The sequence below is a fragment of the Gordonia oryzae genome (assembly GCF_003797185.1).
GTDB classification, from domain to species: Bacteria; Actinomycetota; Actinomycetes; order Mycobacteriales; family Mycobacteriaceae; genus Gordonia; species Gordonia oryzae.
Window position 1 is genome coordinate 86,050 of record NZ_RKMH01000009.1, and the last position, 26,964, is coordinate 113,013.

Sequence of the window (26,964 nt, forward strand, 5' to 3'; positions counted from 1 at the left end):
CTCATCCATCCGCTTCACCGGTGAGCGTGGTGGCGTGGCTGCGTGCCTTCGGTGGCATGAAACAAGTCCTGCTGCTGCCGAACCTGGTCGATCACCGGGTCGCTCGTCTGGGCTGGAGGCTTGCCACACGCGACTCGCACCGCGACCATCGGGGGAAAGAATATCGCCCATCGGGTGAGGGAAGTTCTCGGCTGTCGGAGCGGGAGTCGCAAGTCAATTGAGGGGAACCGTAATTCGGGTGCGGACGCGGCGTTGGATGTCGCTGACCTCGCCAACGCCTTCGCTGAGCATGCTGCGTTCCAAGGGGGAGAGGTCGCTGAGGACGATGACGTCGCCGGGGGTGTGGCCGGCGCGGAGTTGGGTGATCTGGTGACGAAGCCGCAGGCGTTGGGTCATCGAGAAAACCTCATGTAGCAGTGAGGCTTCGGCGGAGGTGAGTGCGCCGACGTCGACGGCGCTGTGCAGGCGCGCAGGAGTGGGAGCCGAGGTGATCCCCGCAGTGAGGCCGGCCCACCGTGCGAGATTCACGATGGGGTCGATGACGTGCGCCTTGAGGTCAACGGTCCCGCCGCGGCGGGACAGGATGTCACGCAGGCTCCGTACGCGCGGCCGCAGTGACAGCGCGTTGAGTAGTTGCAGGCGTAGGGCTTCGGGATGGTCGGCGGGCATCGACGAGAACGCCAAGGGGGCGGTGTGCAGGCTCTCGGGGCCACGAATGACGCGGCCGTCGATGAGCAGCGATGACATGATGAGTCCATTGTCGGCGAGTGGTGCCGACAACCATCGTCGGGCCGCGAGCAACCAGTCGTCGCAATAGCGGGAGAAGCTCGGCGAGAAGGCCACGGCACCATTGGTGTCAGCGGGCAGACCGCAGTCGTCGAGGATCGCGTGGGTACGCCGCGCCATCGCGCGGAACTCGCTTGCCGAACGGTCGCCGTCGTCGATCCAGCTGAGAGCCGAGTCGACGTCGGAGGACGGCATCGCCTCCCGGCGCGCCACGCTACCCAGGGTGATCCAGGCGAAGCCCGACAGGTCCGGGTGGTCGTCGAGGGCGAGCTCGACGGCACGGCGGGCGGTGGTGTCGATGATCAACGACAGCACACCGCAGGTGGATTCCGCATCGAGACCCGCGCTGACGAGGTCGTCTGCCAGACGCGGTATGGCCTGGGTTGCCGATGCGAGTGCATCGACGTCGGTGGCATGAGCGATCTGTCGTTGCAGTGAGCCGCCACGGCTCGCGGCCACCAGCAGATCGGTCTCCTCCAGCACCCCGATGGCGCGGCCACGCGGAGAACATACCGGCATGTGACGAACGCCGGCCTCCAACATCTCCAGCCAGGTGGTGATCGCGTAGCGTCCGGCGTCGACGGAGCGGGCCGGTGCGGTCATCACCTCGGCGACCGGCACATCCGGTGACCGTCCGCCACCGACCACGCGGTGGGTGACGTCGCTTTCGGTGACGATTCCCAGTGTGCCGTCGGGTAACTCGATGAGCACACATGATTGCCCGGCCGCACCCATCGCGCGCACCGCCTCGGCTACGGGCGTGTGGGGAGCGACGAACACCGGAGAGTCACGGATCAACGACGATACCCGTGTCGTCGAAGACCAGCCCGCGGTGGGAGCGGGCCGGGCCGAGATCGACTGCCAGGCCGACTCGGCGAGGAAGGTCAATCCCGACCTTCTGCCGAGCACGGCCCGCACCTCGTTGGCGGGTAACGCGATCGCCGACGCCGGCTCGGCAGCCCGCGCGACGAACCGCGCCTCACCGCCGATGATGAGCGGGATGTAGCCGAACAGTGCTCCAGGGCCCAGAGATTCGAACACCTCCGGGGGATCGAGTTCTGCTCCCGGAGCCGTCAGCTCGACCCGTCCGGTGCGCACCATGAACACCGCATCCGCGGAGCCGTGACCGTATTCGGCGATGACCTCCCCGGTGCGGAACCGACGAATGCTCGCGCCCGCGGCGATCCGGGCCAGCTCTGCGTCGTCCAGTTCCTGAAAAGGTGAATGGGCTCCCAGGAATTCGATGGTGTCGCAGTCCTCGGCCCCGGCCATCACTTCAGGTACCGGACCGGATCAGGTCGGCGCACTTCTCGGCCATCGTCATCACCGTGATGTTGGGGTTGACGACCGGCAGGTTGGGCATCGCCGATGCATCCACGACCCGTAAACCACTGACACCCTTAACCTTCAGAGTGGGATCGAGCACCGCCATCGGGTCGTCGACGGCACCCATTCGCGCGGTGGCGGCCGGGTGGTAGACGGTGTTGTGGGTCTTGTGGAAGTAGTCGATGATCTCATCGTCGGAGGTGACGTCGGGGCCCGGGGCGAGCTCGCGGGCCACCCATTCCCGCAGTGGTGACTGCTCGGCGATGCGGCGGGCGAGCTTGATACCTGCGAGCATGACGCGTTCGTCGTGGCCCTCGGGATCGGTGAAGTACCGCGGGTCGACCTTGGGCCGGTCCCGGAAATCCCGTGACCGCAGACGAACGGTTCCGCGTGATCGTCCCTGGGTGACATTGGGAGTGAGGCAGAATCCGTTCTCGGTGGTCGGATAGCCCCAGCGCAAGGTGTTCATGTCGAAGGGCACACTACCGTAGTGCATCATCAGATCCGAATGGTCCAGCCCCTCCTGAGTGGTGGTGAACAATCCGATCTCCCACCACTGGGTGGAGTCGGTGACCATCGGGCGAGAGGCTTCCCAGAACACGAGTCCCTCGACGTGATCGTCGAGGTTATCGCCGACTCCGGGCGAGTCGACGCGAACCGTCACCCCCATCTCGCGCAGATGCTCCGCAGGGCCGATTCCACTGAGCATCAACAGTTTCGGGGTATCAATGGCCCCGGCGGTGACGATCACCTCACGATTGGCGGTCACCTCGTCGTATCCGGTGAGGTCGGGGCGTTGGAATCGCACACCGGTGGCGCGCAGCGAGTCGTCGATCAGGATCTCGCTGATCCAGCTGTCGGTGAGGACGGTGAGGTTGGGGCGGGTGCCGAGAATCGGATGCAGGTAGGCATGTGAGGTCGACATCCGCTCGCCGGCCTCGCTGGCGTTGATCTGAAACCATCCGGCACCGTTCAGATGCCACTGGTCGCGATTGAACTGCACGGTCGGCAGTCCGACTTTCGCGGCTGCGTCGAGGACAGCTTGGCCGCACGGATCGACCGCTGGAACGTCGCGCAACCGGACCGGTCCGTCGTGGCCGTGCGGATAACCCTGGTAATCGCCGTCAGCGATGTTGTTCTCTAGGCGGGACACGTAGGGCAGCACGCCGTCGGGACCCCAGCCGGTCGCGCCGGCCGCCTCCCAGTTCCGCAGTTCCTGGGCCAAGGGCCAGAACGCGATACACGAGTTGTGTGAGGAGCAGCCGCCGAGCACCTTGGCGCGGGAGTGCCGCATGAAGCTGTTTCCCCGCTCCTGTGGTTCGACCGGATAGTCCCAGTCGTATCCGGAGTCGAGTAGGTGCATCCACTCCTTGAGCACGAGGATGTTCGGATCGTCGACGTCGCTGGGCCCGGCCTCGATCAGGCAGACGGTGACGGTCGGATCCTCGGAAAGGCGTGCGGCAACCACACACCCGGCGGTCCCGCCACCGGCGATGACGTAGTCGTAGGAGGTCATGAGCGCGCTCAGATCCTTTCGGGGTTGATGTGACGAAGCGGGAAGCGACCAGCAGAATAGTTGGTCACAGTCCCCCACCGATCTCGTCAGCTGTGGGCAGCGTTGTTGCAGTGGAATGAGATTCGAGTACCCCGATGTGGCGGCGGCCGACGGTGAGATACCAGACGAAGCCGATGCCGAAGATGATGCCGATGTAGACAAAGGCACCCCAGGTGTTGTACCAGGGATCGCCGTAGACCGCCGAGCGAGGCCACGCCAGGTTGAGCGCCATGCCCACACCCCACACCACCGCCACGATGTTCACCGGTAGGCCCCATCGCCCCATGGTGAAGTAGCCGCCCTCGGCGAGATCCTTCGGCGGCCATTCCCCGCGTGCCCGTTTGAGCAGCATGGGTGCGGTCACCAGAAGGTATGCCAGGTAGATCATGATGATCGCGATGGAGGTGAGCACGGTGAAGATCTTGGGCTGGTTGACGTTGATCACCAGGATCAGCACCGCGACGAGACCGATGACGATGGCCGGGATCACCGGTGTCTGTCGGGTGGGATGCACGGTCGCCAGTTTTTCCCCGAAGGGCAATGCGTTGTCGCGTGCCATCGCGAACATCAGCCGAATGGCAGCGGTGTGCACAGCCAGCGAGCAGACGACGACAGCCACGACGATCGCGACGAGGAAGACCTTGCTGGCCGGTCCCCACATCACTTGCTCGACGATGTATTGCAGGCCGCCGCCGAGGGTTCCGAGGTTCTTGTCGTCGAGGTTGGGTGCGCTCATGATGGCGAAGACCAGGATGGCGCCGCCGATGACGAACGAGGCGAGAATGGCTCGGAGGATCGCCTTGGGGGCGGTGCGGCGAGGTTCGACGGTCTCCTCGCCGAGTGAGCTGGCGGTGTCGAAGCCGTACATCACATATCCCGAGGCGAGCGATGCGACCAGGAACGCACCGAGGTAGCCGCCGCTCTCACCGGCGCCGTAGCCGTTGGTGGAGAAGAAGACCTGCGGACCACGAGTGATGTTGCAGGCCAGAATGATTGCGATCAGTACCGCGGCGATGAGTTCGACGAACACCCCGACCGAGTTGATCAGCGCCATGAGTTTCACGCTCCAGGCGTTGATGGCTGTGGTGAATGCGATCAAGATCGCGCCGAGGATGACGGCGTTGACGGCCGCGTCGGTGACGTTGTCGGAGTCGCCGTAGATCTGGAAGCCGCTCCACAGTCGCGGCAGGTTGAGTTGCAGGGCGAGCACGACCGCCGAGAGCGTCACCACTGATGCGGTGAACATCAACCAGCCCGAACTCCAGCCGACAACCTGGCTGCCGAGCCGCTTGGCCCAGTTGTAGACCGACCCGGCGACCGGGTACTTGGCGGCGAGCTCCATGAAACACAGTGCGACGCAAAGCTGTCCGACGAAGACGATTGGCCACGACCAGAGATAGGCCGGGCCCGCGGTGCCGAATCCGAAATAGAACAGCTGAAAGGTGCCGGTGAGGATTGAGATGTAACTGACGCCCGCGGCGAAGCTGGCAAACTTGCCGATGGAGCGGTCGAGGGACTCTTTGTAGCCGAAGTCTGACAGGCCGTACGATTCGTCCGCCGCATCCTTCGGCGCACCAGTGGGGGCTGTACTCATTGATTGTCCTTCTGTTGATCATCCTCGTGCGGAGTAAACCACTGCGACGCCGACGGCGCGGTGTTGTACCAGATATGTTTGGTCTCTTGGTATTCCGCGAGACCTGTGGGGCCGAGTTCACGCCCGTTGCCGGACTTCCCGAATCCGCCCCATTCGGCTGCCGCGGTGTAGTAGCCGAAGTCGTTGAGCCACACAGTCCCATGGCGCAGCCCGCGCACCATGCGTTCGCCCAGTGCGGCGTCGGAGGTGCGCACCCCGGCCGCCAGCCCGTAATCGGTGTCGTTGCCGAGCGCCAGTGCCTGCTCCTCGGTGGTGAATCGCTCGACGGACAGGATCGGCCCGAAGGTCTCGTCGCGAACCACTGACATGGTGCGATCACAGTGGTCGAAGATGGTGGGCGCGAACCAGTATCCGCCGGGTGCGAGCCCCTCACGGTCGGGGCGACCGCCGCCACAGCGCAACTGTGCGCCCTCGGCGACCGCTGATGCGACGTGGGCGTGCATCTTGTCCAACTGGGCCTGTGACACCAGAGGGCCGGTCTTGGCGGCCGGATCGAGTCCATTGCCCATGACGATCTGGTCGGCCCGGGCGACGAGGGCGTCGACGAACTCGTCGGCGATCGACTCGTGGACGATGAGCCGCGTTCCCGCGGAGCAGACCTGGCCCGAGTGCAGAAACACCCCGGCGAGTACCTGTTCGACCGAGGAGTCCCAGTCGGCGTCGGCGAAGACGATGTGTGGATTCTTTCCGCCGAGTTCGACGGCGACCTTGGTGACGTGGCGCGCGGCGGTCTCGGAGATGATCCGCCCGGTGGCGAGCCCGCCGGTGAAGGAAATGAAATCGACCGCGTCGGTGTCGGTGAGGGCCGAGCCCAGCGAGGAACCAGCTCCCTGAATGAGATTCAGCACACCCGCAGGCACACCGGCCTCCTCACACAACCGGACGAACGCAAGGGTGCTCAGCGGGGTGACCTCGCTGGGCTTGGCGATCATTGTGCAACCGGCGGCCAACGCTGGGGCGATCTTCCACGAAATCTGCAGAAGTGGATAGTTCCACGGTGCGATCAACACACAGACCCCGATGGGTTCGCGTACCACTCGGCTGATCACTCCGGGCACCCCGGTGTCAACGACGCGGTCGGCCTGGGTTTCCACCAGACTTGCGTAATAGCGGAAAACCGATTCGACATCGTCGATGTCGATCTCGCTCTCGGCCAGTGTTTTTCCGGTGTCGAGCGTCTCGATCCGGGCGAGTTCGGCCTTGTTCCGAACGAGGAGATCGGCGATGCGGCGCAGTAGTGCCGCGCGCTCTGCGACCGGGGTGGCCGGCCACCGACCGTCGTCGAAGGTGGTGCGAGCGGCCGAGATCGCCGCAGTCACGTCCTCGGGCGTGGCCTCGTCGACTCGGATGAAGCTCTCACCGAGGGCGGGGTTGATGATTTCGCGGGTACCGCTGTCGGAGGCGTGGTGCCACCGGCCGGCGGTATAGAGCTGGGCGTCGCCGAGTAGCGGTGACGTAAAGCTCTGCGAGGGCAAGGTGATCGACGAGACGGGCTGATCGGTGGTGCTCACGTGAAGTGGCCTCTCCGCGGTGGTGGACGGTGTTCTCGCTACTGGTGACTACGACTGGGATGAGGAAGGACGGGATGAACATGACGAGACAGCGAACTCAAGCGAGCGCGTGGCACCCGCCGACGGTCCCGGTCAGTTCTCGCACGGGCGCGAGCGCCTACGGACGACGGTGCATGGTGTTGCTCTGTGCGCAACTCTGCGCATCTGTTGCAACAAGTGTTGTGCCAGTCCGGTGTTCTGTCAATAGGTAGGGGACCCATGGCTGCGCCGGCTCCCGTCCGAAGGCGACGGGAGCCGGTCTGGGCGCGATGATCAGCGCAGCGGGAGTTCGGCGACGATCGAACTGGGAGACGTTGCCGCGGCGGCGGGTTCGACGCTGAAGCCCAGCGCCGTGGCGTCGCCGATATGGGGGATCACCGCGGTCGTGGAGGGGGTGACGTCTTTGTCGGTCATCGTGCCGGCCGGCGTGGCGCCCTGGGGGCCGAGTAGCCACATCTGGTAAACGGTGCCGGGCTGGGGTGGTGGCACATCGTTCATCACGAGGACAGCTGCGTCGGCGCGCTCGGAGTAGGTCACCGATGCCCTACCGGTGGCCACCGACCCGGAACTTGTCCTGACGTCCTTGGCGCTGAACACCTTGGCTGCGGTGGGCTGTTCGGTGGCGGTCGTGCTCGACAGTCCACTGCCGATCGCCCATCCGACGGCTCCGACCGCGACGGTGATCACCGCAGCAGCAGCGAGATAGGCAATCCGAGGTCTGGTCCGGGTGAGTTCGGTAGCGACGGCAGCACCGCTCGCCCCGCCGGGCACCTGGGCATTTGAGCGTGCGTCGTCGGCCGATCGCGGGCGGATCTCGCGGACACCGGCGGTGGTGGGGTGGGTGGCTTCGCGGGCCTCGGCGGCGACCGCGGCCAGCAGCCGGGCGCGCAGCTCACTGGGCGGGGTCATGGCGGTCGACGCGCTGACCGTGGCCATCGTCTCCCTGGTCGCGGCCACGAGCGCGTCGAACTCCGCGCGTGCTGCGTCGTCGGCCTGAGCACGCCGACGACGGACCGAGTCCAGTTCTGCCGGCGACAGAGCATCGAGTCCCATCAGCGGCGCCATCGCGAGGAACTCGTCGTCAGACATCCCGATCCCCCAGGCATTCGCGCAGACGCGCCAAACCGTCCCGGATGCGCGATTTGATCGTCGGCAGGGCGACCGAGAGCTCCTCGGCGACCTCCCGGTACGTCAGCCCGCGGTAATACGCCAGCGATACCGACTCGCGCTGGATGTCGGTGAGACTGCCGAGGCAGTTGATGACGCGTTCGCGCGCCTCGCGGACCTCGACGGCGTCGGCGACCTGATCGAAACTGACCGTCGCCGTGGCCTGGCTGTAGGTGGTCTCCCGCCGATCACCGGCAACTTCGGAGCGCACCCGATCGACCGCGCGTCGGTGCGCCAAGGTGATCAGCCAGCTCAACGCCGACCCGGCTGCTGGATCGAACTTGTCGGCCGACCGCCATACCTGCAGGAACACCTCCTGCGCGGTCTCTTCGCTGTACCCCGGATCGCGCAGGACACGAAGGATCATGCCGTACACGCGATCCCCGGTCCGGTCATAGAATTCGGCGAAGGCCGCCGAGTCGCCGTCGGCGATTCGCGCCAGCAGATCCGGCAGTGTCGTGTCCTCGCGGCCCTCGGTTGCCGTCACCTCGACGCCTCTGATCTCATCGCCGATCACCCTAACCCGCGGCAGGGGGGTACTCAACGATGTGGGTGTCCGGCTCGCCCGGAAAACACTCACGGGGATCGTTGATGGGCCCAGCGGCTGTGTCATCAGGCGGCCTGACGGCCGGGCCACCGCCAACCCGGAGGTCATGGCGTCACGCGGGAGTCGGCCGTTGGCGCCGACGAGGGCGGCAGCGGGAAGAAGTACGAGGTGCGTTGCTGGTACTCGGGATAGCCGGGTCGAGTGCTCATCGACTTCTCCAGCAACCGGGCGCCAGTGGCGAACACAAGGAAGTAGGTCATCACCACTGGAGACAGGACGGTGAGGACGCCGGGACACGGGACGAGTGTGGGGCCAGTGGCCATCGCCCCCGATGTCGCCGCGAGCAGCCAGATTCCCCACCACACCGACGCGTCGCCGAAGTAGTTGGGGTGACGCGTCCACGCCCACAGTCCGCGGTCCATGATCGCGCCCTTATTGGCGGGGTCTGCCTTGAAGGCGCGCAGTTGCGCATCGCCGATCGCCTCGAAGCACAGCCCGAGCGTGAACAGTGCGATGCCGAGGCCGCCGATGATCCACGCGAGCCCGGGAGTGGGGCCGGCGACTGCCGACACCTGGATCGGCAGCGACACGAACCACTGCGCGGCCCCCTGCGTCGCGAAGATCTTGCGGGCGACGACCGCGAAACCGTTGCCGCCGGAGCGTTCCAGCATCTCGGTGTAGCGAGGGTCCTCGCCCTTGCCCTTCGATTTGCCCACCATGTGCCAGGCCAGTCTCAGCCCCCACACGCTCACACCCAACGCCAGCAGCCAGCGGCGGGTGGTATCGCCGCCGCCAAGGATCAGTGACAGCCAAGCGACCGCGACGAATCCGAGGCCCCACGTGACGTCAACGACGTTGAAACGCCCGATCCGATAGCCGATCGCGAAGGTGATTGCCTGCATCACCACGAGCAGGATCAACGACGACAGTGTCAGGACGAGGAATCCAGTCCACCCCGTCATGACTGCTCCTGGGCCGTGCCGGTCGTGCTGCGGGTGAACAACAACTGGTGGACGTCGAGGTATCCCGCCCGGAATCCGGCCTCGGAGTAAGCGAGATAGAACTGCCACATCCGCATGAAGGTGGCGTCGAAGCCGAGGTCGGCGATCGGGCGCCGGCGGGAATCGAACCGTTCGCGCCAGAGCCGCAGCGTCTCGGCGTAGTGCGCGCCCATCGACAGCGAGTCGGTCAGCCGCAGCGTCGTGTGCTTGTCGGTGACGGCGCGTAGCGCGGGCAGTGAGGTGAGCTGACCGCCGGGGAAGATGTACTTGTGCACCCAGGTGTAGGTGTGACGGGATGCGCGCATGCGGTCGTGGGGCATGGTGATGGCCTGGATCGCGACCTTCCCGCCGGGCGCGAGCACGCGGTCGATGGTGCAGAAGTATGTCGGCCAATACTTTTCACCGACGGCCTCGATCATCTCGACCGACACGACGGCGTCGTAGGTGCCGTCGGCCTCGCGGTAGTCGAGCAGATCGATCTGCACCTGATCGGCGAACCCGGCCTCGGCGACGCGCCGTAACGCCAGCTCGCGCTGCTCGGAGGACAGGGTGACCGAACGGACCGTGGCCCCACGGGCTGCGGCACGCAGGCACAGTTCGCCCCAGCCGGTTCCGATCTCGAGCAGTCGCGTGCCCTCCCCGACGCCGGCGAGGTCGAGCAGCCGGTCCACCTTGCGGCGCTGCGCGTCGGCGAGATCATCCCAGAGGGGATGCAGCACAGCGTTCTCGGACGAGAAGCCGGGGTCGGCGAACAGGGCACTCGAATACGTCATTGTCTCGTCGAGGAAGGTGGCGAACAACTCGTTGGACAGGTCGTAGTGACGGGAGATGTTGGAGCGGGTGTTGGCCGTCGTGTTCTCTTCGTCCTCGGGGTGTTTCGGCAGCACCACCCGGCGCAGCGCCTGGAGGGGTCGGGGGACCAGCCGCGCGACCCGGGAGGCGAACGGGGTGAGGACGCCGACGAGGTCATCGGTGCTCCAGTCGCCGGCCATGAAGGACTCGCCGAATCCGATCAACCCGGCCGAACCGATCCGGCGCGCGAAGTCGTCGGGGCGCCGAATGATCATGCGTGGCTGTACATCGTCGGTGCGGCGGCCGCCGCGAGTGCCGTCCGGATACTCGATGCGCACGTCGAGCCCGGCGGTGGCGTGCCGGAACAGCCAGGATGCCGCGGCGCCGCGGACCCGCGCGGATCGGCCGGTGGGGACCGCGGCGGCGTCGGGCCAGCGCCCGGCGTCGGGTGGGGTGACCTCGTAATCGTCGGGCCGATGGATGTGGGTGCTCATCGGTGTCCTTTCGTCGCGGTGGAGGCGAGAGTGGAATGAACGGGATGATCGGGGCGTGGTTGGACGGGAAGTCGGCGAGCCCATAATCGGATGCCCTGCAGCCGGATTCGGGCGGCGACGACGAGCGGCGCGAGAGGTGCGCGCAGTTGGGTTCCGAGGATCGCGGGGGTGGTGGCCGGGCGGGCGTGTCCGGTCAAGGTGGCGACGAAGGGCCCGGCTGCCGGACGGTCGAGGGTAATCGAGATCGCTACGCGGCCTTGGTCATCCGGCTCTGGGACGTGTAGTCGATAGCGGCCGGAGACGTCGTGGAATGGTGAGACGTAGAACTCCTTATCCACCTCGGCACGGCCGCAGGCGTCGGGCGTCACGATGTAGCAGTGGCGCTCGCCGTAGGTGTTGTGCACCTCGGCCACCACATGCGCGAGGGTTCCGTCGCTGTGGTGGCACCAGAAGACACTGAGCGGATTGAACGTGTATCCGGCGACGCGAGGCGAGAGCAGGGCGCATGCCGGGCCGTCGGCGGGTGTGACGCCCGCGCCGCGTAGGTGGTCGTCGAGTCGCTGCCGCAGCGACTGTCCCGGCCGATTCGGCTCGGGGAAATGGTCGGCGGGACGGACGTCGGCGGCCAGGCGCGCCAGACCGCGGAATCGGGGTGGCGCGTCGACGTCGATGAGCCACGAACTGCTGCGGTAGGTGAACGTATGGCGCAGCGGTGAGCGCCGGGTGTGGGTGATGCGCGTGGCGACGACGGCCGGCAACGGGGTCGAGGTGGATGCCGGGCGAATCATGTCGGATCACCCTGAAGAGCTATGGGGTCGGAGGACAATCGGTGGAGCGAGCCGGCCACCCGTCGGGCGGCACGCTCGCCGGACGCCGCGCCGTCCTCGTGGAATCCCCATCCGTGGTAGGCGCCGGCGAATACGATGCGGTCACTCTCGATGTCGGGGAGGAGTGCTTGTGCAGCAACCGATTCAGTGGTGTAGATCGGGTGCTCGTAGGTCATCTCGGCGAGAATTGTCGATTCGTCGACGAGGTCGGTGCGGCCGAGGGTGACGAGCATGCGGGGGTCGGCGGAGGGTAGTCGCATCAGACGAGTCAGGTCGTAGGTGACGGCGACGCCGGAACCATCGAGCGCGTCGGTCGGTGCGTGGTCGGCGCGGATCTGGTAGTTCCACGACGCCCAGGCTCGGCGGGCGCGCGGCAGCAACGAGATATCGGTGTGTAGGACAGCGGGCTTCGCGCAGTAGGAAATCGCACCGAGAACCCGTTGCTGCGCGGCGGTCGGGTGGCCGAGTGCGGTGAGGGCCTGATGCGGATGGGTCGCAAGGACGACGGCGTCGAACCGCTCGGCGGGGTGGCCGTCGGCGGTGACCACGACCGCGGTACCGAGATCATCGACGGAGCGCACCGGCGCGCCGAGACGGATGCGCCCGCGATGGGCACGGAGGTGGTCGGCGACGGCGTCGACGTAGGTGACCGAACCGCCGACGACAGTCCGCCACGTCGGCGATCCGAACACCGACAGCATTCCGTGGTGCGAGAGAAAGGTGAAAAGGTAGCGCGCCGGATAGGCCTGCGCGGTGCGCGCGTCGCACGACCACACCGCGGCGATCAGCGGGAGTAGGAAGTTGTCGACGAAGTAGTCCGACAGATTTTCGCGGGCAACGAACTCGGTGATCGGCTCGTCGGAGTCAGGGGTGTCGAGGACCTTGCGCGCCGCGCGGTGAAAGCGTACGACCTCACCGAGCATCCACAGGTAGCGGCCGCGGGTGAGGGTGCGCGCGGTGGGGATGAGGCCAGAGAGACCCAACGCGCCGGCGTATTCCAGACCGGTGCGTTCGGAGTGCACCGACATCGACATGTCGGTCTCCTGGGTCGGCACCGCGAGCTCGCCGAAGAGCCGCAGAAGCGTGGGATAGGTGCGGTCGTTGTGCACGATGAACCCGGAGTCGACGGCGATCGTGCCGCCGACTCCGGGCGGCGTGATCGAGTGCGTGTGGGCGTGGCCACCGAGACGGGTGTCTGCCTCGTACAGGGTGACGTCGGCGTCGGCGGAGAGTCGGTAGGCGGCAACCAGGCCCGCGACACCACTGCCGACCACCGCGACTCGATGGGGACGGCCGGTGCGGGGTACCGGTAGACCCGAGGTTGTCATGCCCGAAGTTCGGACTCGACGGCTGTTCGGATGGGTCAGGCTCGCTGCGGTGGGGGCGGGGCGGCGATGTAGCCGGCCCGGGGTTGGTCGGCGTCGACGATCTCGGCCCCGAGCGGCAACAATGACAGCGGCACCATCTTGAAACTAGCGATGCCCAGCGGGATGCCGATGATCGTCAGGCACAGCGCGATACCGGAGGTGATGTGCCCGATGGCCAGCCAGATCCCGGCGAAGATCAGCCAGATGATGTTGCCGATGGTCGACGCCGCACCCGCCTGCGGTTTGCGCACGACGGTCCTCCCGAACGGCCACAGGGCGTAGTTGGCGATGCGGAAGGATGCGATGCCGAAGGGAATTGTGATGATCAGGATGCAGCAGATGATTCCGGCGACGACATACCCGATCGCCATCCAGAACCCGCAGAGCACCAACCAGATGATGTTGAGGAGTGTGCGCATACGTCCATTGTCGGCTCTCGTGGGTGATCGTGGGCAACGTTGGGCAACCGCAGACCGCCGTCTCGGCGGATAGGGGACCGTGCGGAGTATGCCCGATCCCATGCGTGGTCTCGTCGGCCCTGGCTAACCTGTGCCCATGGCCCCGGACGCCGAGCGTGCACGTGTCACCATGTGGTGGGTCATCACCACCGTCGTTCTGGTGATCCGGCTGCTTGCGACGATCGCGGTGATCCTGCTCGCGCTCGGCTGGGCGGTTGCGGCGATCCGGGATTCGGTGCACAACATCTTCTTGTGGCCGGCCGTGGCGACTGCGGTCGCATTGCTGATCAGCACGTATCTCTACAGTTACCTGCGGGCGAGGTACCCGCGCCGCAACGCGTGGCTGCCGTAACCCTCGGTCGCGGTAACCCTCGGTCGCGAGGATCCCTCGCGGTTGCATGAGATGTCGTTCGGGCCGATGACATGGCCGCCTGTAGCCCGCGTCACACCAGAGTTGGCATAATCGACCGCACAGAGGCACATCGAGAGAAGACCTATGACCGAACTCGGCTCGTCGCGGATCCGGCGCGCCTACGAGGATTTCCTCTCCGGTACCACGCCGCCATCCGACGCGGTGCGCTCGGTGGTGCGCGAGTCGTGGTCGAGGTCGTTGTCGCGCGGGGTCGATCCGATCCAGGCGCTGCCCGAGGACCACACCAGCGCGAGCATGACGATGGCCGAGTTCACGAGATACCGCGAGGCTCATCCGATCACGTCGGTGCGTCCGCTCGTGCAGTCGTTGATGCTCGACGACATCGCCGACTCCGGCGTCGTCGTCGCCCTCACCGATCAGGTCGGCCGACTGCTGTGGGTCGAGGGCAGCACCGACGCCGTCGACCGTGCGAGCCAGATCAACTTCGTCGAGGGCTCGGTGTGGAGTGAGGACGTCGTCGGCACCAACGCCCCAGGCCTGGCGCTCGCGGTCGGCAAGGGTGTGCAGGTGATCGGCCCAGAACATTTCGCGGGTTCGGTGCAGGACTTCAGCTGTGCCGCCGCGCCCGTCCACGACCCGGTGACCGGACATGTCATCGGCGTCATCGATGTCACCGGTGGCCGCGAGGTGGCTGCGCCGTTCGCCCTGGCCGCCGTCCGTTCGGTGGTGGCCGCAGTCGAACGCGAACTGCAGGCGCAGGCGGTCAACCTGGCCGACCCGGCGACCTTCGCATCTTCTGCGAGCGATGGCGATGCGCGGCTGACGGTGTTGGGCGACAACGGTTATCGATGGCATCGGGGTAGTGATCCGGCCGGTGAGCGGACGCTGTCGCGCCGGCATGCCGAGATCCTGGTGCTGCTACAGGAGTATCCCGAGGGGCTCAACACCGAACAACTGGCCATGCACCTGGCCGGCGACGCCATCGACCCGGTCACCGTGCGCGCCGAGATCTCGAGGCTGCGCCGTGATCTCGGCAACGATGTGGTCACCTCACGGCCTTACCGCCTGACCATCGACATGACCTCCGACGTCGCCGACCTGCGCCGGCGTATCGCCGAGCGCGGCGAGCTGTCGCCGGTGATCGACGAACTCGGCCGCGGTGGATTGCTCGCGGAGTCGACGGCGCCGGGCATCACCGAGATCTTCGAGGTGGTCCGTGAGGATGTGCGGTCACGGGTGATCGCCGAGGGAGAAATCGGGGCCCTGCGGACCTGGACGTCGTCGATCCACGGTCGCGATGATCTCCTCGCGTGGCGTCGACTCGAGCACCGTCTCCCCGTGGGACATCGCGACCGTGCCGTGGTGGGCGGGCGAATCAGGTTGCTGGACAAGCGGTATGGGGTCCAACCCGGTCCAACCCGGCCTGTGGCGTGAGGCGTCCGAGGATGTGGCCACTGCGCGTCATGGCCCCTTGTATGCATACGGATTCCACGCGGGCGGGCCACCGACCCAGCAACCACGGCGTGTCGCGCCGGATAGGTCGAAGCCGTATTCGCATCGTGCGGACCCCGGCTTCAGGGCCGCGTGCCGGGCATCGAACCGATGAGTAGCAGCGCCGCCGCGATGGTGGTCACGATGCATAGCACCACGACCAGTAGCCCGACGCCCAACGTGACGAGCGGGCGCGGATCAGGCTTGTCGCGAGCACCGGCCGTGCCGCGTTGCGCAGGGTCATCCTGAGCGAGAACCATCGTGGCACCACCTTCCTGGCGATTCCGTCTGCGCATTTCGAATATTGAATAAGAGTGGGGAAAGTCGATCATCTCGGCGCTGCGTGCTGTCCACGACTTGAGTACCGCGAATTGTCCCTTGCACACCAGGGAATCGTCGCTGATTACTCCTTTCGGCTGACCCGACATCGGGCCCGGCGGTGAGTGGATCGGTCGGCTGACCACGCGACCTGATGCGCTGTTTCGTGGCGATGCAACGTTGCCGAACGTCACTGCAACGTGGCTGCAACCACAGCACTCATACTCTGTGGAACAGATCACACCAGCCGCCGTCGCGGCTCGGTGGGGCATCCCGCAATTGGCCGACGCCTGTTACTGCACTGAGGAGCTGGACACACATGACTGTTTACGCGAAGCCGGGTACCGAGGGTTCGGTGATGAGCTTTGAGTCGCGTTACGACAACTGGATCGGTGGTCAGTGGACCCCGCCGGTGAAGGGGCAGTACTTCGAGAATCCGTCGCCGGTCGACGGCAAGACCTTCTGCGAAGTCGCCCGGTCGACCGCCGAGGACATCGATCTCGCACTCGACGCCGCGCACAAGGCCGCACCGCAGTGGGGCAAGACTTCGGTTGCCGAACGTTCGCTGGTGCTGCTGCGCATCGCCGATCGTCTCGAGGAAAACCTCGAGAAGATCGCCGTCGCCGAGACCTGGGACAACGGCAAGGCGGTTCGCGAGACCCTCGCCGCCGACATCCCGCTGGCCATCGACCACTTCCGCTACTTCGCCGGCGCCCTGCGAGCTCAGGAGGGCTCGATCTCGGAGGTCGACGAGGACACCGTCGCCTACCACTTCCACGAGCCGCTCGGCGTGGTCGGTCAAATCATCCCCTGGAACTTCCCGATCCTCATGGCCGTGTGGAAGCTCGCCCCCGCGCTCGCCGCAGGAAACGCCGTCGTCCTCAAGCCGGCAGAGCAGACCCCCGCGTCGATCCTGTACGTCATGAGCCTGATCGCCGACCTGCTGCCCGCAGGCGTGATCAATATCGTCAACGGCTTCGGAGTGGAGGCGGGCAAGCCGCTCGCATCGAGCAACCGCATCCGCAAGATCGCCTTCACCGGCGAGACCACCACCGGTCGCCTGATCATGCAGTACGCCTCGGAGAACCTGATCCCGGTCACCCTCGAACTCGGCGGCAAGAGCCCCAACATCTTCTTCAACGATGTGATGAGTGCCGACGACGGCTTCCTTGATCGTGCGCTCGAGGGCTTCTCGATGTTCGCGCTCAACCAAGGTGAGGTCTGCACCTGCCCGAGCCGCGCGCTCATCCAGGAGGACATCTACGACGACTTCATCGGCAAGGCCGTTGACCGCGTCTCGAAGATCAAGCAGGGCAACCCGCTCGACACCGACACCATGATGGGCGCCCAGGCCTCCAACGACCAGTTCGAGAAGATCAGCTCCTACCTGGCCATCGGTAAGGAAGAGGGCGCGAAGGTCCTCATCGGTGGCGAGCCGGCCGACCTCGGCGGCGACCTCTCGGGCGGCTACTACATCAAGCCGACGGTCTTCGACGGCCACAACAAGATGCGTATCTTCCAGGAGGAGATCTTCGGCCCGGTGCTGGCAGTGACCACCTTCAAGGACTACGCCGACGCCATCCACATCGCCAACGACACCCTCTACGGACTCGGTGCCGGCGTGTGGAGCCGTGACGGTGCCACCGCCTACCGTGCGGGCCGCGAGATCCAGGCCGGTCGTGTGTGGACCAACACCTACCACGACTACCCGGCTCACGCCGCCTTCGGTGGATACAAGCAGTCCGGCATCGGGCGCGAAACCCACCTGATGATGCTCGAGCACTACCAGCAGACCAAGAACCTCCTGGTCGGATACGCTCAGAGTGCGAAGGGATTCTTCTGATCCGGGACTTCGTCCGAATCGGGGATTCTTCTGATCCGGGACTTCGTCCGAATCGGGGATTCTTCTACACCGAAGAGGTGCAACGATGACCACCGAGCGCAACATTCCTGATCGGGTGGTCGCCACAGACGCCGCCGTGCAGCTCCTGACCATGTTGTCGGAGCTGCACGGCGGACTCATGATCCACCAGTCCGGTGGATGCTGTGACGGTTCCGCCCCCATGTGCTATCCCGTCGGAGAGTACCGAGTGGGCCAGCGCGACGTGCTGGTCGGCGAGATCGATCTGCCCGAACCCATTCCGGCGGTAAGGGTCTGGATCAACGGCGATCAATTCGAACTGTGGAAACACACACAGTTGATCCTCGACGTGGTGCCCGGACGGGGCGCCGGATTCAGCCTTGAGTCTCCGGAAGGTGTGCGATTCCTCTCGCGGGCAAGGACTTTCAGCGACGAAGAGAATGCGGTGCTGTCGGCGAACCCCCCATTGACCGGCGCGGCGGTCGGTCTCTGATTCTTCCTGCAACGTACCACTCGGCATTCGCCGTATCGAGAGGACGTCTGTCGGTCCTTCTGGGGAAGGTGAGAAACCGGGAGATTCGATGCTTGCCGCTGTTGTCGTCGAGTCGGTTGCGTTGCGCAACAAGTCCGCCAATGGCGATGGGATGGAGTCGAATAGCCCGAGGAAACGGGTAACGAACAGTCCCCGTGCTCGAACTCCCGAGTCTCGGATCGTCATGAACCCGTGATCGTCGGAAATCCTTGTGAACAACCAGGTGTGAAGCCTGGGCGTCAGCCCGCGTCGAGCCACCAGCCCCGCACCATACCGGGTGGCCGGCCGGGTTCGATGTAATGCTCGGCGCCGAAGGCGAGTCGAAACGACTCGACCGGCAAGGCCAGTAGTTGACGAACATCGCTTTGGCTGGCGTGGCAGGCCAACGCGTCGCGTTTGGCCGTCACGTCGTTGCCGAGGTCGACGGCCCAATGTAATTCGGCCTCCGGTGTGCCTATCGGATTCCCGTCGTCGCCCGCGGCATCCGGGTCGAATCCGTCGGCGTCGTCCTCGCCGGCGAGCCCCATCTCGGCGGCCATGACGAACAGCTGCCGCATGAGGTCACGATTCATCGTGACCTCCAGGTAGCGTGGTCGTTTGACGGCGAGTTCTGCTGCGGCGAGGGTGGTGTGGTGCAGCATGACATGATCGGGATGACCGTAGCCGCCATGCCAGTCGTATCCGACGACCACGTCGGCGCCCTCCTCGTCGAGGATGTCCGCCAGACGTCGAGCCGCCTCCTTGATGGGCGCGCGGGAGAAGACGCCATCGGTGCCGTTCTGGGTCCATCCGGTCATCCCCGAATCGGCGTAGCCGAGCCACGCCAGGCGCGTGGTGCCGGTGATTGCCGCCGACGACTCGGCTTCACCACGCCGTCTCGTCGCCACCGTTTCTCCCGGTCCGAGATCATCGGGCATGTCGCCATCGCCGTGCTCTCCCGGGTCACCGTCGGTGCAGTAGACGACAACCACCCGGTGCCCTTCGCGTGCTGCACGGATCATGCTGCCGGCAGTGGCCGTGGCCTCGTCGTCGGGATGGGCGTGGACGAAGACAATGGTGCTCATGCGCTACAGCATCTCAGGTCGGGGCATGGGGGCTCGTCGCAGTACGCTGCTGGTAGCACTGCCATGAACTCACACCCGAAGCGCGTGCTGGTGTGAGCGGAGATCCGGAAAGTTGTCACCATGCCCAACGCCCAGCCGTCCGCCGCGGTGGATGCCATCGACGGGAGCATTCTGGCCGCGCTTGCCGACGATCCACGAGCCACCGTGCTGGCGATTGCGGATCGGACGCAACTCTCGCGGAACACCGTGCAGGCCCGGCTGTCGAAGTTCGAGCAACGGGGAGTGCTGCGCTCCTTTGAGCGCAGCATCGATCCGGCGGCGCTCGGGTACCCGCTGACCGCATTCATCCTGACGAATGTCACCCAGAGCCAGTTGACGCCCATCGCTGATGCGCTGAGTGAGGTTGCGGAGGTGGTCGAGGTCCACGGCCTCAGCGGGATCAGCGATTTGCTCGTGCATGTCGTCGCCCGCGACGCGGACGATCTGTATCGAATCGCCGGTCAGATTCTCGACATACCGGGAGTCACGCGGACGACCACCGCACTCGTGATGCGGAAACTGGTCGACTATCGGGTCTCGGGGTTGCTGGAACGACTGATTGCGCAGTGACTCTCCCGCCCTGCACCGGCGCCGGGGCGCAAGCGAGCGGGCCTAACGTCACAGCCGCCGCGCTGGCACGCAGGCGATTTCGACGCCGTTGCGCATACTGCTCACCGAGGAAGCCGCCATCGGCGGGGCGGTGTGCACAATGCTGAGGTTTCCCGCAGCCGCTTGATTGATGTGCGAGCCGGTGGTCGACTCATAGGTGAGTTCTGCACCCAGGAACCGGGTAAGGATGCCACCCCATGAAGTCAGTAGAGATCGTCGATCCGACCGAGCGCCCCGCCAGTACCGTCACGCCGGAGGTCCTGCGCACCATCGAGGAGCGCGTGCTGTGGTTGTCCACCGCCATCGTTCACCACGCGAATCGCGTTCGCCCCAACCCATCCGGACTCAAGGTAGGTGGTCATCAGGCTTCGTCTGCATCGATCACCTCAATCATGACCGCGCTGTGGTTCGAACATCTCACCGCCGCCGATCGGGTGTCGGTGAAACCGCACGCATCGCCTGTGTTGCATGCGGTCAATTACCTGCTGGGCAACCTCGACGAGCGCTATCTCACGACGCTACGTGAGTTCGGCGGGCTCCAGTCCTATCCGAGTCGCACCAAGGATCCCGATCCCGCCGACTATTCCACCGGATCGGTCGGGATCGGCGCCACGGCACCGATCTGGGGTGCTATCGCTCGTCGCTATGTCGACGGCAAGATCGGCCCGGCGGGCAAGGGGCGCCAGTACTCCCTGGTCGGGGACGCCGAGCTCGACGAGGGAGCGGTGTGGGAGGCGATTCTCGACCCGTCGGTTCGTGATCTCGGTGAGGTCGTGTGGATCGTCGACCTCAACCGGCAGTCGCTGGATCGGGTGGTTCCCAACATCGCGGCCGGGCGGTTGGCGAGCATGTTCGAGGCCGCCGGTTGGCAGGTGATCACCGTCAAATTCGGCCGTCTCCTCGAGACGCTGTTCGCCCGTCCGGGTGGAGACGCGTTGCGTGAGCGCATCCTGGGCATGCCCAACGCGGAGTACCAGAGGCTGTTGCGTTGTACCGCAGAGGAATTGCGGCCACGTATTCCGGGCGGCGGTGAGCGAGCACCGGAGATCGCCACTCTCGTCGCCGAACTCGACGATGCGACGCTGACTGCAGCGATCCGTAACCTGGGTGGCCACGATCTCGACGCATTGCGTCAGGCGTTCGCCGATATCGACGACACCAGGCCGACGGTCATCATCGCGTACACGATCAAGGGACATGGGTTGCCCACCGAGGGACACCCGCAGAATCACTCGTCGCTGTTGTCGGTGGAGCAGTTCGACGAGCTGGCTGCGACGATGGGGATGGATACCCGGAACCCGTGGGCCCGATTCGACCCCGAGACCGATGCGGGACGGATATGTGCGCAGACAGCTCGCCGGCTGACCCGCGAGCCTATCCAGATGCATACTCCACCAACGGTTCCCGTCGACCTCGGACGCACACCAGGTGGAACGTCGACCACCCAGGCCGCTCTCGGCCGGGCATTGCTTGCCCTGACCCGCGAGGCCCCGGAGGCCGCCCAACGTATCGTCACCGTGAGCCCGGACGTCAGCTCGACGACAAACCTCGCCGGATGGCTGAACAAGGTGGAGGTCTGGTCGCCGGCCGAGCGACGAAACTGGTTCGACGACGACGCTGAGACGATCATGCACTGGCGGGAGAAGCCGACTGGTCAGCACATGGAACTGGGGATCGCGGAGACGAATCTCGTCGGGCTCATGGGTGAGCTGGGGGCCACCTGGAGCCGGTGGGGCCAGCCGCTGTTTCCCATCGGCGTGATGTATGACCCGTTTGTGGAGCGGGCTCTGGAACCGTGGTCCTACGGCATCTACGCCGGCGGCCAATCGATCCTGGTCGGTACGCCGTCAGGAGTCACGCTTGCCGCCGAAGGCGGTGCCCACCAGTCGATCACGACTCCTTCGATCGGGCTCGAACAACCCGGCTGCGTCAGCTGGGAACCCGCGTTCGTGATCGACACCGAATGGGCGCTGCTCGCTGCGATGCGCCTGCTCGGACGTCCCGATGGAAGTTCGGCATACCTGCGCTTGTCGACTCGACCGGTCGATCAGACGCTGGCCGCTGTGCCCACCGATCGCGCGGCCCGGGAACGCCGGCGCCGTCAGGTCGTCGCCGGTGGCTATCCGCTGCGCCGGGTGGCCGATCCGGTGGTCACCCTGGTCGGCATGGGTGCGTTGATGACCGAAACCCTCTCGGCTGCAGATCGTTTGGCTGATCAGGGCATCGCGGCAGACGTCGTGTGTGTCACCAGCCCGGGCCTGCTCTTCGAGGCGCAACAGGCACGACGGGGCCTCGCCGAAGCGCCCACCTGGATTCTCGACCAGGTGTTCCCGGCCGATCGCGCCACCCCGATGGTCACCGTCCTCGACGGCCACCCGCACACCTTGGCATTCCTCACCGGTATCCGCGGAGTGACCGGTGCCGCGCTCGGCGTCAGCCGCTTCGGGCAGGTTGGTTCTCTCGATGACGTCTATCGACACCACGGCATCGACACCGACAGCATCGTGCGGGCCGCACTCGACCTCCTCGGCATCACCGAGATCAGGTGATCTCGGGTGCGCACCATCGCCGGTCCCCGGCCGATGATGCTCAGCCCGCCCACGAAGACGGCGACACCGCTGCAACCGAAAGGCGAGAGCACCAGGCCGCCAGCGGCTCCCACCATGAGCTGCCGAGGTAGTAGTGGCGCGGGTACAGCGACGACGCCTCGGCGTGGTGTCCGGTCGCTCGCGCCGACACCCATCCGCTCGCCACCGAGTGGTCCCCGAAGATGCCCGCGGTGAACAGGCACCTCGACCGTCGGGGTGGGGAGTTGCGTGGGATCCAAGGTCTCCCGGGCTGGGCCGGGCTGTGGGGTCGAAGGACTGCGGGGTGCGTGACGCCGGAACATCCGGATGGCTTGTCCGATAGGTTCAGAGTACGTGGTGAACAACGCAATTCGATCGGCTGAGCACTCCCGGCAGGGCAGCGTCATGGTGCCATACTGTTGTGCCGAGTCGAGTGCGCGCGGCACCGGAACGTGATGAGGCCATCGTGGCCTCCGGACCTCGTGTGAGTGGTGGCCACGATAGCGCGAGACCGCGCGGAGATCGCGCGAGACGGGCTGCGATCAATGATCTGCGGCAATCGGGACACCGCGCGGCGGTAAGCTCACCGGTATCGACCCGGGGGCGCCGGGACCGACACGGCAACCGAGACAGGGCACGACGATGACCCACTGGTTCGACCACGCCATTGTGGCGACCGGTCGCCTGCCGCTGTTCCTGTTCCTGCTCGCGTTCATCGCGACGTTCCTGTTCATCCGGATCAGTGTGCGGCTCATTCGCGCGCAGGTGCGCTGGTGGCCGGGCAACGTCACGCCCGGCGGAGTACACCTGCATCACGAGTTCTTCGGTGTCCTCGCGATGCTGCTGTCGGGATTCGGTCTCGTGGCGCTCTCGCGCTTCGACACTCCGATCGCCGACTGCGTGCTCGCGGCGATCTTCGGGATCGGATGCGCGTTGGTGCTCGACGAGTTCGCCCTGATCCTGCATCTGCGAGATGTGTACTGGGAGAAAGAAGGCCGCACGTCGATCGACGCGGTCTTCGTCGCGATCGCAATCGGGGTGCTGTTTCTCCTCGGTTTACGACCGCTCGGCTTCTCCGACGCGGCCACCGAGATCGCCGCGGGCCCCGACCTGGGTACCCGGATCGTCGCCGCGGTGATCGTGGCCGCCAATGTGGTGCTGGCCGTGATCACTCTGGTGAAGGGCAAGCTGTGGACCGGGCTGATCGGGATGTTCGTCCCGTTCCTGTTGTTGTTCGGGACCTTTCGCGTGGCTCGTCCCCGATCGCCGTGGGCGCGCTGGTTCTACGGAGGTAGGGAGGGCAAGCTCGATAAGGCGATCCGCCGTGAGATCCGCTATCGAGAGCCGCTGATCCGGTGGAAGATCGTGGTCCAGGAGGCGCTCGCCGGCCGCTTCGGCGTCCCCGACCGCCCGCCGGTGCTCCCGGTGACCCCGGCTCCGCTGCCGCCGAAGGTGGCCGCGCCCAACGCGGTGGCGACGGCCATCCGATGGCGACGGACCCGTCGCGAACTGCGTGTGGTGCCGAGCTGGCGTCTGCCGGTGGTCCTGGTCGGGCTCGCGGTGATTGCCGCGATACTTTGCATCACCCTCGACGAATCGCTGCGGCTGCAGGTGGATTCGGGAACACTGGCCACCGTATTGGGGGTCATCGCGGGCGCAATGGCCACCCTGACCGGTCTGGTGTTCACCGCGGTCACCCTGGCGATGCAGTTCGGAGCGTCGCAGATCTCGGTGCGTGTCATCCCTCGGCTGCAACGCGAGCCGGTGATGCGCTGGTCGATCGGGTTCTTCCTGGCCACATTCGTGTTCAGTGTGATGGTGGCGATGGACCTGGCGCTGGCCGAACCCGACGACTTCACGCCCGGTGCGTCGACGGCGATCGCGGCACTGCTGACCGTCGTCTCGGCCTTCTTGTTCATTGCGCTGGTGGCCAAGGTCGGCACCGTGCTCAACTCTGCTCAACTCATGCGCTGGATCGCTGCCGACGGTCGCGCGGCGATCCGCCGCCAGTTTCCCGACGAGGTTGCCGCAGAGGAGGTTGCCGCAGACGAGGCTGCCGCAGAGGAGGATCCGGAACACGGCACGCACGATGCAGTGGTGCCCGTCGGCCCACCAGCGGTGGACTCCAGGTATCCCGACGATGCGCGCCGGATCATTCACCTCAAGGAAACGGCGGCCCGAGGTCGCGTGTTGTTGGCGGTGAACGTCGCGAAACTACAGCGCTATGCCGTCGCTGGGCACGTGCGTTTCGATCTGCTTGTCGCCGTTGGCGATCACGTCCCGCATGACGTCGGGGTGATCGCCGTCAGCGGTGATCGCCGCGATTCGATCGCCGCGCACAAGGTGTTGCGCTGCTTGCTCTTCGGGGACATCCACCAGCCGTCGGTGAGTCCTGCGGCCGCGCTGCAGTCGATCTCCGACATCGCGCTCAAGGCGATCTCGAGTGCGGGCAACGACCCGAGCACCGTCGTCCTCGCGCTCGACCACACCGAGGACCTGCTGCTGATGCTGGCGCCCCGCGTGCGTGCGGACCTGCTCTCCACGCGAGCCACCCTGGTCGGTGGGTACCGACGGAGCTGGGCCGACTACGTCGCCATCGGCACCGATGAGATCCGTCGGCATAGTCACGGGCAGGCGCAGGTGCATCGCCGTCTGCGCGCGCTGTATGAGACGCTCGCCCGCCGCTGCCCCGAAGACCAACAGCCACCGATCACCGAACGTCTTGCGGCGCTGGACGAACAGATCGACCGCGAGTGGCAGGTTCGGCTCGATCGCAGGCTTGCGCGTGCCCCTGATCGCCAGGGCTACGGGTCGGAGCGGGGATCGGTGGGCTGAGGAGTCGGCACTGCTCGGCGGGAGTACACGGTTTTCTGCCCAAGATGTGCGTGAGGATCTTCTCGCCGTCGGTGGTATCGACGTCGCCGAGGGCGATCCGGTCTGCGCGAGGCGTTGTTGTGCCGGGCCAGGGCCGGTGATGATGTGCTGAGAGCCTTGCTCGTCACCGGCATGGTGTTCGAGACCCCCGACCAACGCCGAAAGCGCCTGTGCCACTGCCGAGTGGGTGGGCGCCTCGTCGACACCGAGCCGACCGGCGATCTCGGGCATGAGTTCGCGGGATATGAGGTCGTCGATGTCGGGTATTGTCGCCCCTGACGGGAATTCTTGTGGGGGAGCGGGCTTCAGGGTGCCGTCAGGGATTCGGTCAAGAATGCGGTGGCGCGTCGAACGGCCGGGCGGGCGTCGGGCGTGAGTCGGCCGAACATCTGGAAGACGTGGCCCTGTCCGCGCCAGGCCTCGATCTGCGCGTCCGCGCCGGCGCGGACCAGAGCTTGGTGGTAGTCGCGCGCGTCCTGGCCCATCACCTCAAGACCGCCGTACTGAATCAGCGTGCGCGGCAACGTGATCTTCTCGTCGAGCTGGATGCGCATTCGCGGGTGGTCGGGATCGGCATCACCGGTGTAGAGTCGCAGGATCTTCTGCGCCGCAACGGCATCGATGAGCGGATCGCGCGCCCCTGCGCGTTCGTATGCGACAGCGGTGGCGAAGCTGGGGTCGTAGAGCGGGGAGAACAACACCATCGCGCTGGGTTGCGGGGTACCGGTTCGGTGATTGTCGGCGAGCAGATCCAGGGCGAGATGACCGCCCGCCGAGTCCCCGGCCACGACGATCCGCGTGGCGTCGATGCCCTGGTCGAGCAGCCAGTGATAGCCGCGGATGGTGTCATCTCCGCCGGTCGGCCATTGGTATTCGGGACCGAGACGATAGTCGAGGCTGAATGCGAGGAAACCGGTCTGCCTGCTCAGCCGTGCGACCAGACCACGATGCGTGCGCGGCGAACACACCACGTACCCCGATCCGTGCAGGTAGTAGATGATCGGCCGATCACGTCCGCGGGTCAGGCGGGGACCGTGGGTGTCGACTGTGCCCACCCACTCGCCGCGCACCTGGCCGTCACCGTGACGGGCGGCGATCGGCAGCACCGCAGTGCCCGCGGGGACCGGGCACAGCGCGGCCAGCGAGCGATTCACGCCCGGTCGCGCTGCCTGCAGCATTCGGACCGCCAGCGTAGACGGGCCGTAGCGGGTGGCTGCCATCAGCGGTCGGCTGACGCGGCTCAGGTAGCTGTTCAGGGCGTGCGACCGACGCGAACCCGGACCGATGTGGGTGTCGGGGTGCGGTGGTCCCGCAGGATCGGACAGATCAGCAGCTGCGGCGTTCACGACATCGACAGTAGGCCGACGGTCGGCTCGGCGTGAGCAGATTGGGCGCTGTCGACGGCGGGGAGAGCGCTCTGGGCGGCACGACGGGCGCTGTCGACGGCGGGGAGAGCGCTCTGGGCGGCACGACGGGCGCTGTCGACGGCACGACGGGCGCTGTCGACGGCACGACGGGCGCTGTCGACGGCACGATGGGCGCCGTCGGGGACGTGAGTGCGAACACTGTCGTTGTGCGCCACACGCTGCGACGTCGGCGCTGGTGTGGTAGCCGGATTTCGGTACTGGGCACCGCGCGTGAGAAAATACCTGACAATGCTTAGCGAGCAGGGTGGTTCCTGCCTGGCAACGACTGCCGGGTCCAGGTGTCAG

The 26,964-nt window shown here is 66.0% G+C and carries 22 protein-coding genes and 1 pseudogene; 7 read left to right on the top strand and 16 right to left on the bottom strand.

Translation table 11 applies throughout. The features are described 5' to 3' along the window. Positions 1 to 213: 213 nt before the first annotated feature. The 11 genes from EF294_RS12975 to EF294_RS13025 all read right to left on the bottom strand — a co-directional run bounded on the left by EF294_RS12975 (position 214) and on the right by EF294_RS13025 (position 13,485). Positions 214 to 2,058: a putative nucleotidyltransferase substrate binding domain-containing protein gene (locus tag EF294_RS12975; protein ID WP_246007835.1), complete on the bottom strand. Its 1,845-nt coding sequence runs from the start codon at positions 2,056 to 2,058 to the stop codon at positions 214 to 216. 4 nt (positions 2,059 to 2,062) lie between these two features. After that, entirely contained in the window at positions 2,063 to 3,628 is a 1,566-nt protein-coding gene (locus tag EF294_RS12980; protein ID WP_123930580.1) for a GMC family oxidoreductase, read from the bottom strand. 64 nt (positions 3,629 to 3,692) lie between these two features. Continuing rightward, entirely contained in the window at positions 3,693 to 5,261 is a 1,569-nt protein-coding gene (locus EF294_RS12985) for an APC family permease (protein ID WP_123930582.1), read from the bottom strand. Next, positions 5,258 to 6,796: an aldehyde dehydrogenase family protein gene (locus EF294_RS12990; RefSeq protein ID WP_185091076.1), complete on the bottom strand. Its 1,539-nt coding sequence runs from the start codon at positions 6,794 to 6,796 to the stop codon at positions 5,258 to 5,260. Before EF294_RS12990 ends, EF294_RS12985 begins: the two co-directional genes overlap by 4 nt. A 348-nt stretch (positions 6,797 to 7,144) precedes the next feature. Next, positions 7,145 to 7,960: an anti-sigma factor gene (locus EF294_RS12995; RefSeq protein WP_123930588.1), complete on the bottom strand. Its 816-nt coding sequence runs from the start codon at positions 7,958 to 7,960 to the stop codon at positions 7,145 to 7,147. Beyond that, the gene (gene sigK / locus EF294_RS13000) at positions 7,953 to 8,525 is read right to left on the bottom strand and encodes an ECF RNA polymerase sigma factor SigK (RefSeq protein ID WP_185091077.1); all 573 of its coding nucleotides are present in this window, start codon (positions 8,523 to 8,525) and stop codon (positions 7,953 to 7,955) included. Before sigK ends, EF294_RS12995 begins: the two co-directional genes overlap by 8 nt. 164 nt (positions 8,526 to 8,689) lie before the next feature. Then, the gene (locus EF294_RS13005; RefSeq protein ID WP_123930591.1) at positions 8,690 to 9,547 is read right to left on the bottom strand and encodes a DUF1295 domain-containing protein; all 858 of its coding nucleotides are present in this window, start codon (positions 9,545 to 9,547) and stop codon (positions 8,690 to 8,692) included. After that, the gene (locus EF294_RS13010) at positions 9,544 to 10,872 is read right to left on the bottom strand and encodes an SAM-dependent methyltransferase (RefSeq protein WP_123930594.1); all 1,329 of its coding nucleotides are present in this window, start codon (positions 10,870 to 10,872) and stop codon (positions 9,544 to 9,546) included. The genes EF294_RS13005 and EF294_RS13010 overlap by 4 nt, the downstream gene beginning before the upstream one ends. Continuing rightward, a complete protein-coding gene (locus EF294_RS13015) occupies positions 10,869 to 11,660 on the bottom strand; it encodes a DUF1365 domain-containing protein (protein WP_123930597.1) in 792 nt (263 codons plus the stop codon). Before EF294_RS13015 ends, EF294_RS13010 begins: the two co-directional genes overlap by 4 nt. Next, on the bottom strand, positions 11,657 to 13,027 hold the full coding sequence (locus EF294_RS13020; protein ID WP_185091065.1) for an NAD(P)/FAD-dependent oxidoreductase: 1,371 nt from the start codon (positions 13,025 to 13,027) through the stop codon (positions 11,657 to 11,659). Before EF294_RS13020 ends, EF294_RS13015 begins: the two co-directional genes overlap by 4 nt. Positions 13,028 to 13,062: 35 nt before the next feature. Then, positions 13,063 to 13,485, bottom strand: a complete 423-nt coding sequence (locus EF294_RS13025; protein WP_123930601.1) for a YccF domain-containing protein — start codon at positions 13,483 to 13,485, stop codon at positions 13,063 to 13,065. 136 nt (positions 13,486 to 13,621) lie between these two features. On the opposite strand from EF294_RS13025, the gene EF294_RS13030 reads away from it, so the two are divergent. Beyond that, positions 13,622 to 13,876: a hypothetical protein gene (locus EF294_RS13030; protein ID WP_123930604.1), complete on the top strand. Its 255-nt coding sequence runs from the start codon at positions 13,622 to 13,624 to the stop codon at positions 13,874 to 13,876. A 144-nt stretch (positions 13,877 to 14,020) separates the two neighbouring features. Continuing rightward, complete coding sequence (locus tag EF294_RS13035; RefSeq protein WP_123930607.1) at positions 14,021 to 15,331, top strand: GAF domain-containing protein; 1,311 nt, start codon at positions 14,021 to 14,023, stop codon at positions 15,329 to 15,331. 140 nt (positions 15,332 to 15,471) lie between these two features. On the opposite strand, the gene EF294_RS21460 is transcribed toward EF294_RS13035, so the two are convergent. Continuing rightward, positions 15,472 to 15,648 carry a hypothetical protein gene (locus tag EF294_RS21460; protein WP_185091066.1) on the bottom strand — a complete coding sequence of 59 codons (177 nt, stop codon included), beginning with the start codon at positions 15,646 to 15,648 and terminating at the stop codon, positions 15,472 to 15,474. Between the two features lie 377 nt (positions 15,649 to 16,025). Here EF294_RS21460 and adh point away from each other — a divergent pair, with 377 nt between their 5' ends. Beyond that, complete coding sequence (adh, locus tag EF294_RS13040) at positions 16,026 to 17,549, top strand: aldehyde dehydrogenase (RefSeq protein ID WP_123930610.1); 1,524 nt, start codon at positions 16,026 to 16,028, stop codon at positions 17,547 to 17,549. An 85-nt stretch (positions 17,550 to 17,634) separates the two neighbouring features. Continuing rightward, a complete protein-coding gene (locus tag EF294_RS13045; RefSeq protein WP_123930613.1) occupies positions 17,635 to 18,060 on the top strand; it encodes a DUF779 domain-containing protein in 426 nt (141 codons plus the stop codon). 278 nt (positions 18,061 to 18,338) lie between these two features. Here the strand turns inward: EF294_RS13045 and EF294_RS13050 are convergent, their stop codons facing one another. Next, positions 18,339 to 19,163, bottom strand: a complete 825-nt coding sequence (locus EF294_RS13050) for a PIG-L deacetylase family protein (RefSeq protein ID WP_123930616.1) — start codon at positions 19,161 to 19,163, stop codon at positions 18,339 to 18,341. Positions 19,164 to 19,283: 120 nt separating this feature from the next. On the opposite strand from EF294_RS13050, the gene EF294_RS13055 reads away from it, so the two are divergent. From EF294_RS13055 to EF294_RS13070, 3 genes are all read left to right on the top strand, one after another. Next, positions 19,284 to 19,772, top strand: coding sequence for an Lrp/AsnC family transcriptional regulator (locus tag EF294_RS13055; RefSeq protein WP_185091067.1), 489 nt, complete (start codon positions 19,284 to 19,286; stop codon positions 19,770 to 19,772). A 236-nt stretch (positions 19,773 to 20,008) separates the two neighbouring features. Continuing rightward, the gene (locus EF294_RS13060) at positions 20,009 to 22,360 is read left to right on the top strand and encodes a transketolase-like TK C-terminal-containing protein (protein ID WP_123930619.1); all 2,352 of its coding nucleotides are present in this window, start codon (positions 20,009 to 20,011) and stop codon (positions 22,358 to 22,360) included. 660 nt (positions 22,361 to 23,020) lie between these two features. Continuing rightward, on the top strand, positions 23,021 to 25,213 hold the full coding sequence (locus tag EF294_RS13070; protein ID WP_123930623.1) for a DUF2254 domain-containing protein: 2,193 nt from the start codon (positions 23,021 to 23,023) through the stop codon (positions 25,211 to 25,213). 147 nt (positions 25,214 to 25,360) lie between these two features. Here the strand turns inward: EF294_RS13070 and EF294_RS22710 are convergent. The 3 genes and pseudogenes from EF294_RS22710 to EF294_RS13080 all read right to left on the bottom strand — a co-directional run. After that, positions 25,361 to 25,669, bottom strand: a pseudogene (locus EF294_RS22710) (DUF937 domain-containing protein); the annotation flags it as partial. Continuing rightward, positions 25,558 to 26,598, bottom strand: a complete 1,041-nt coding sequence (locus EF294_RS13075) for an alpha/beta hydrolase (protein WP_123930626.1) — start codon at positions 26,596 to 26,598, stop codon at positions 25,558 to 25,560. The pseudogene EF294_RS22710 and the gene EF294_RS13075, both read right to left, overlap by 112 nt. Then, positions 26,595 to 26,834, bottom strand: coding sequence for a hypothetical protein (locus EF294_RS13080; RefSeq protein WP_123930628.1), 240 nt, complete (start codon positions 26,832 to 26,834; stop codon positions 26,595 to 26,597). The genes EF294_RS13075 and EF294_RS13080 overlap by 4 nt, the downstream gene beginning before the upstream one ends. Positions 26,835 to 26,964 lie beyond the last annotated feature (130 nt).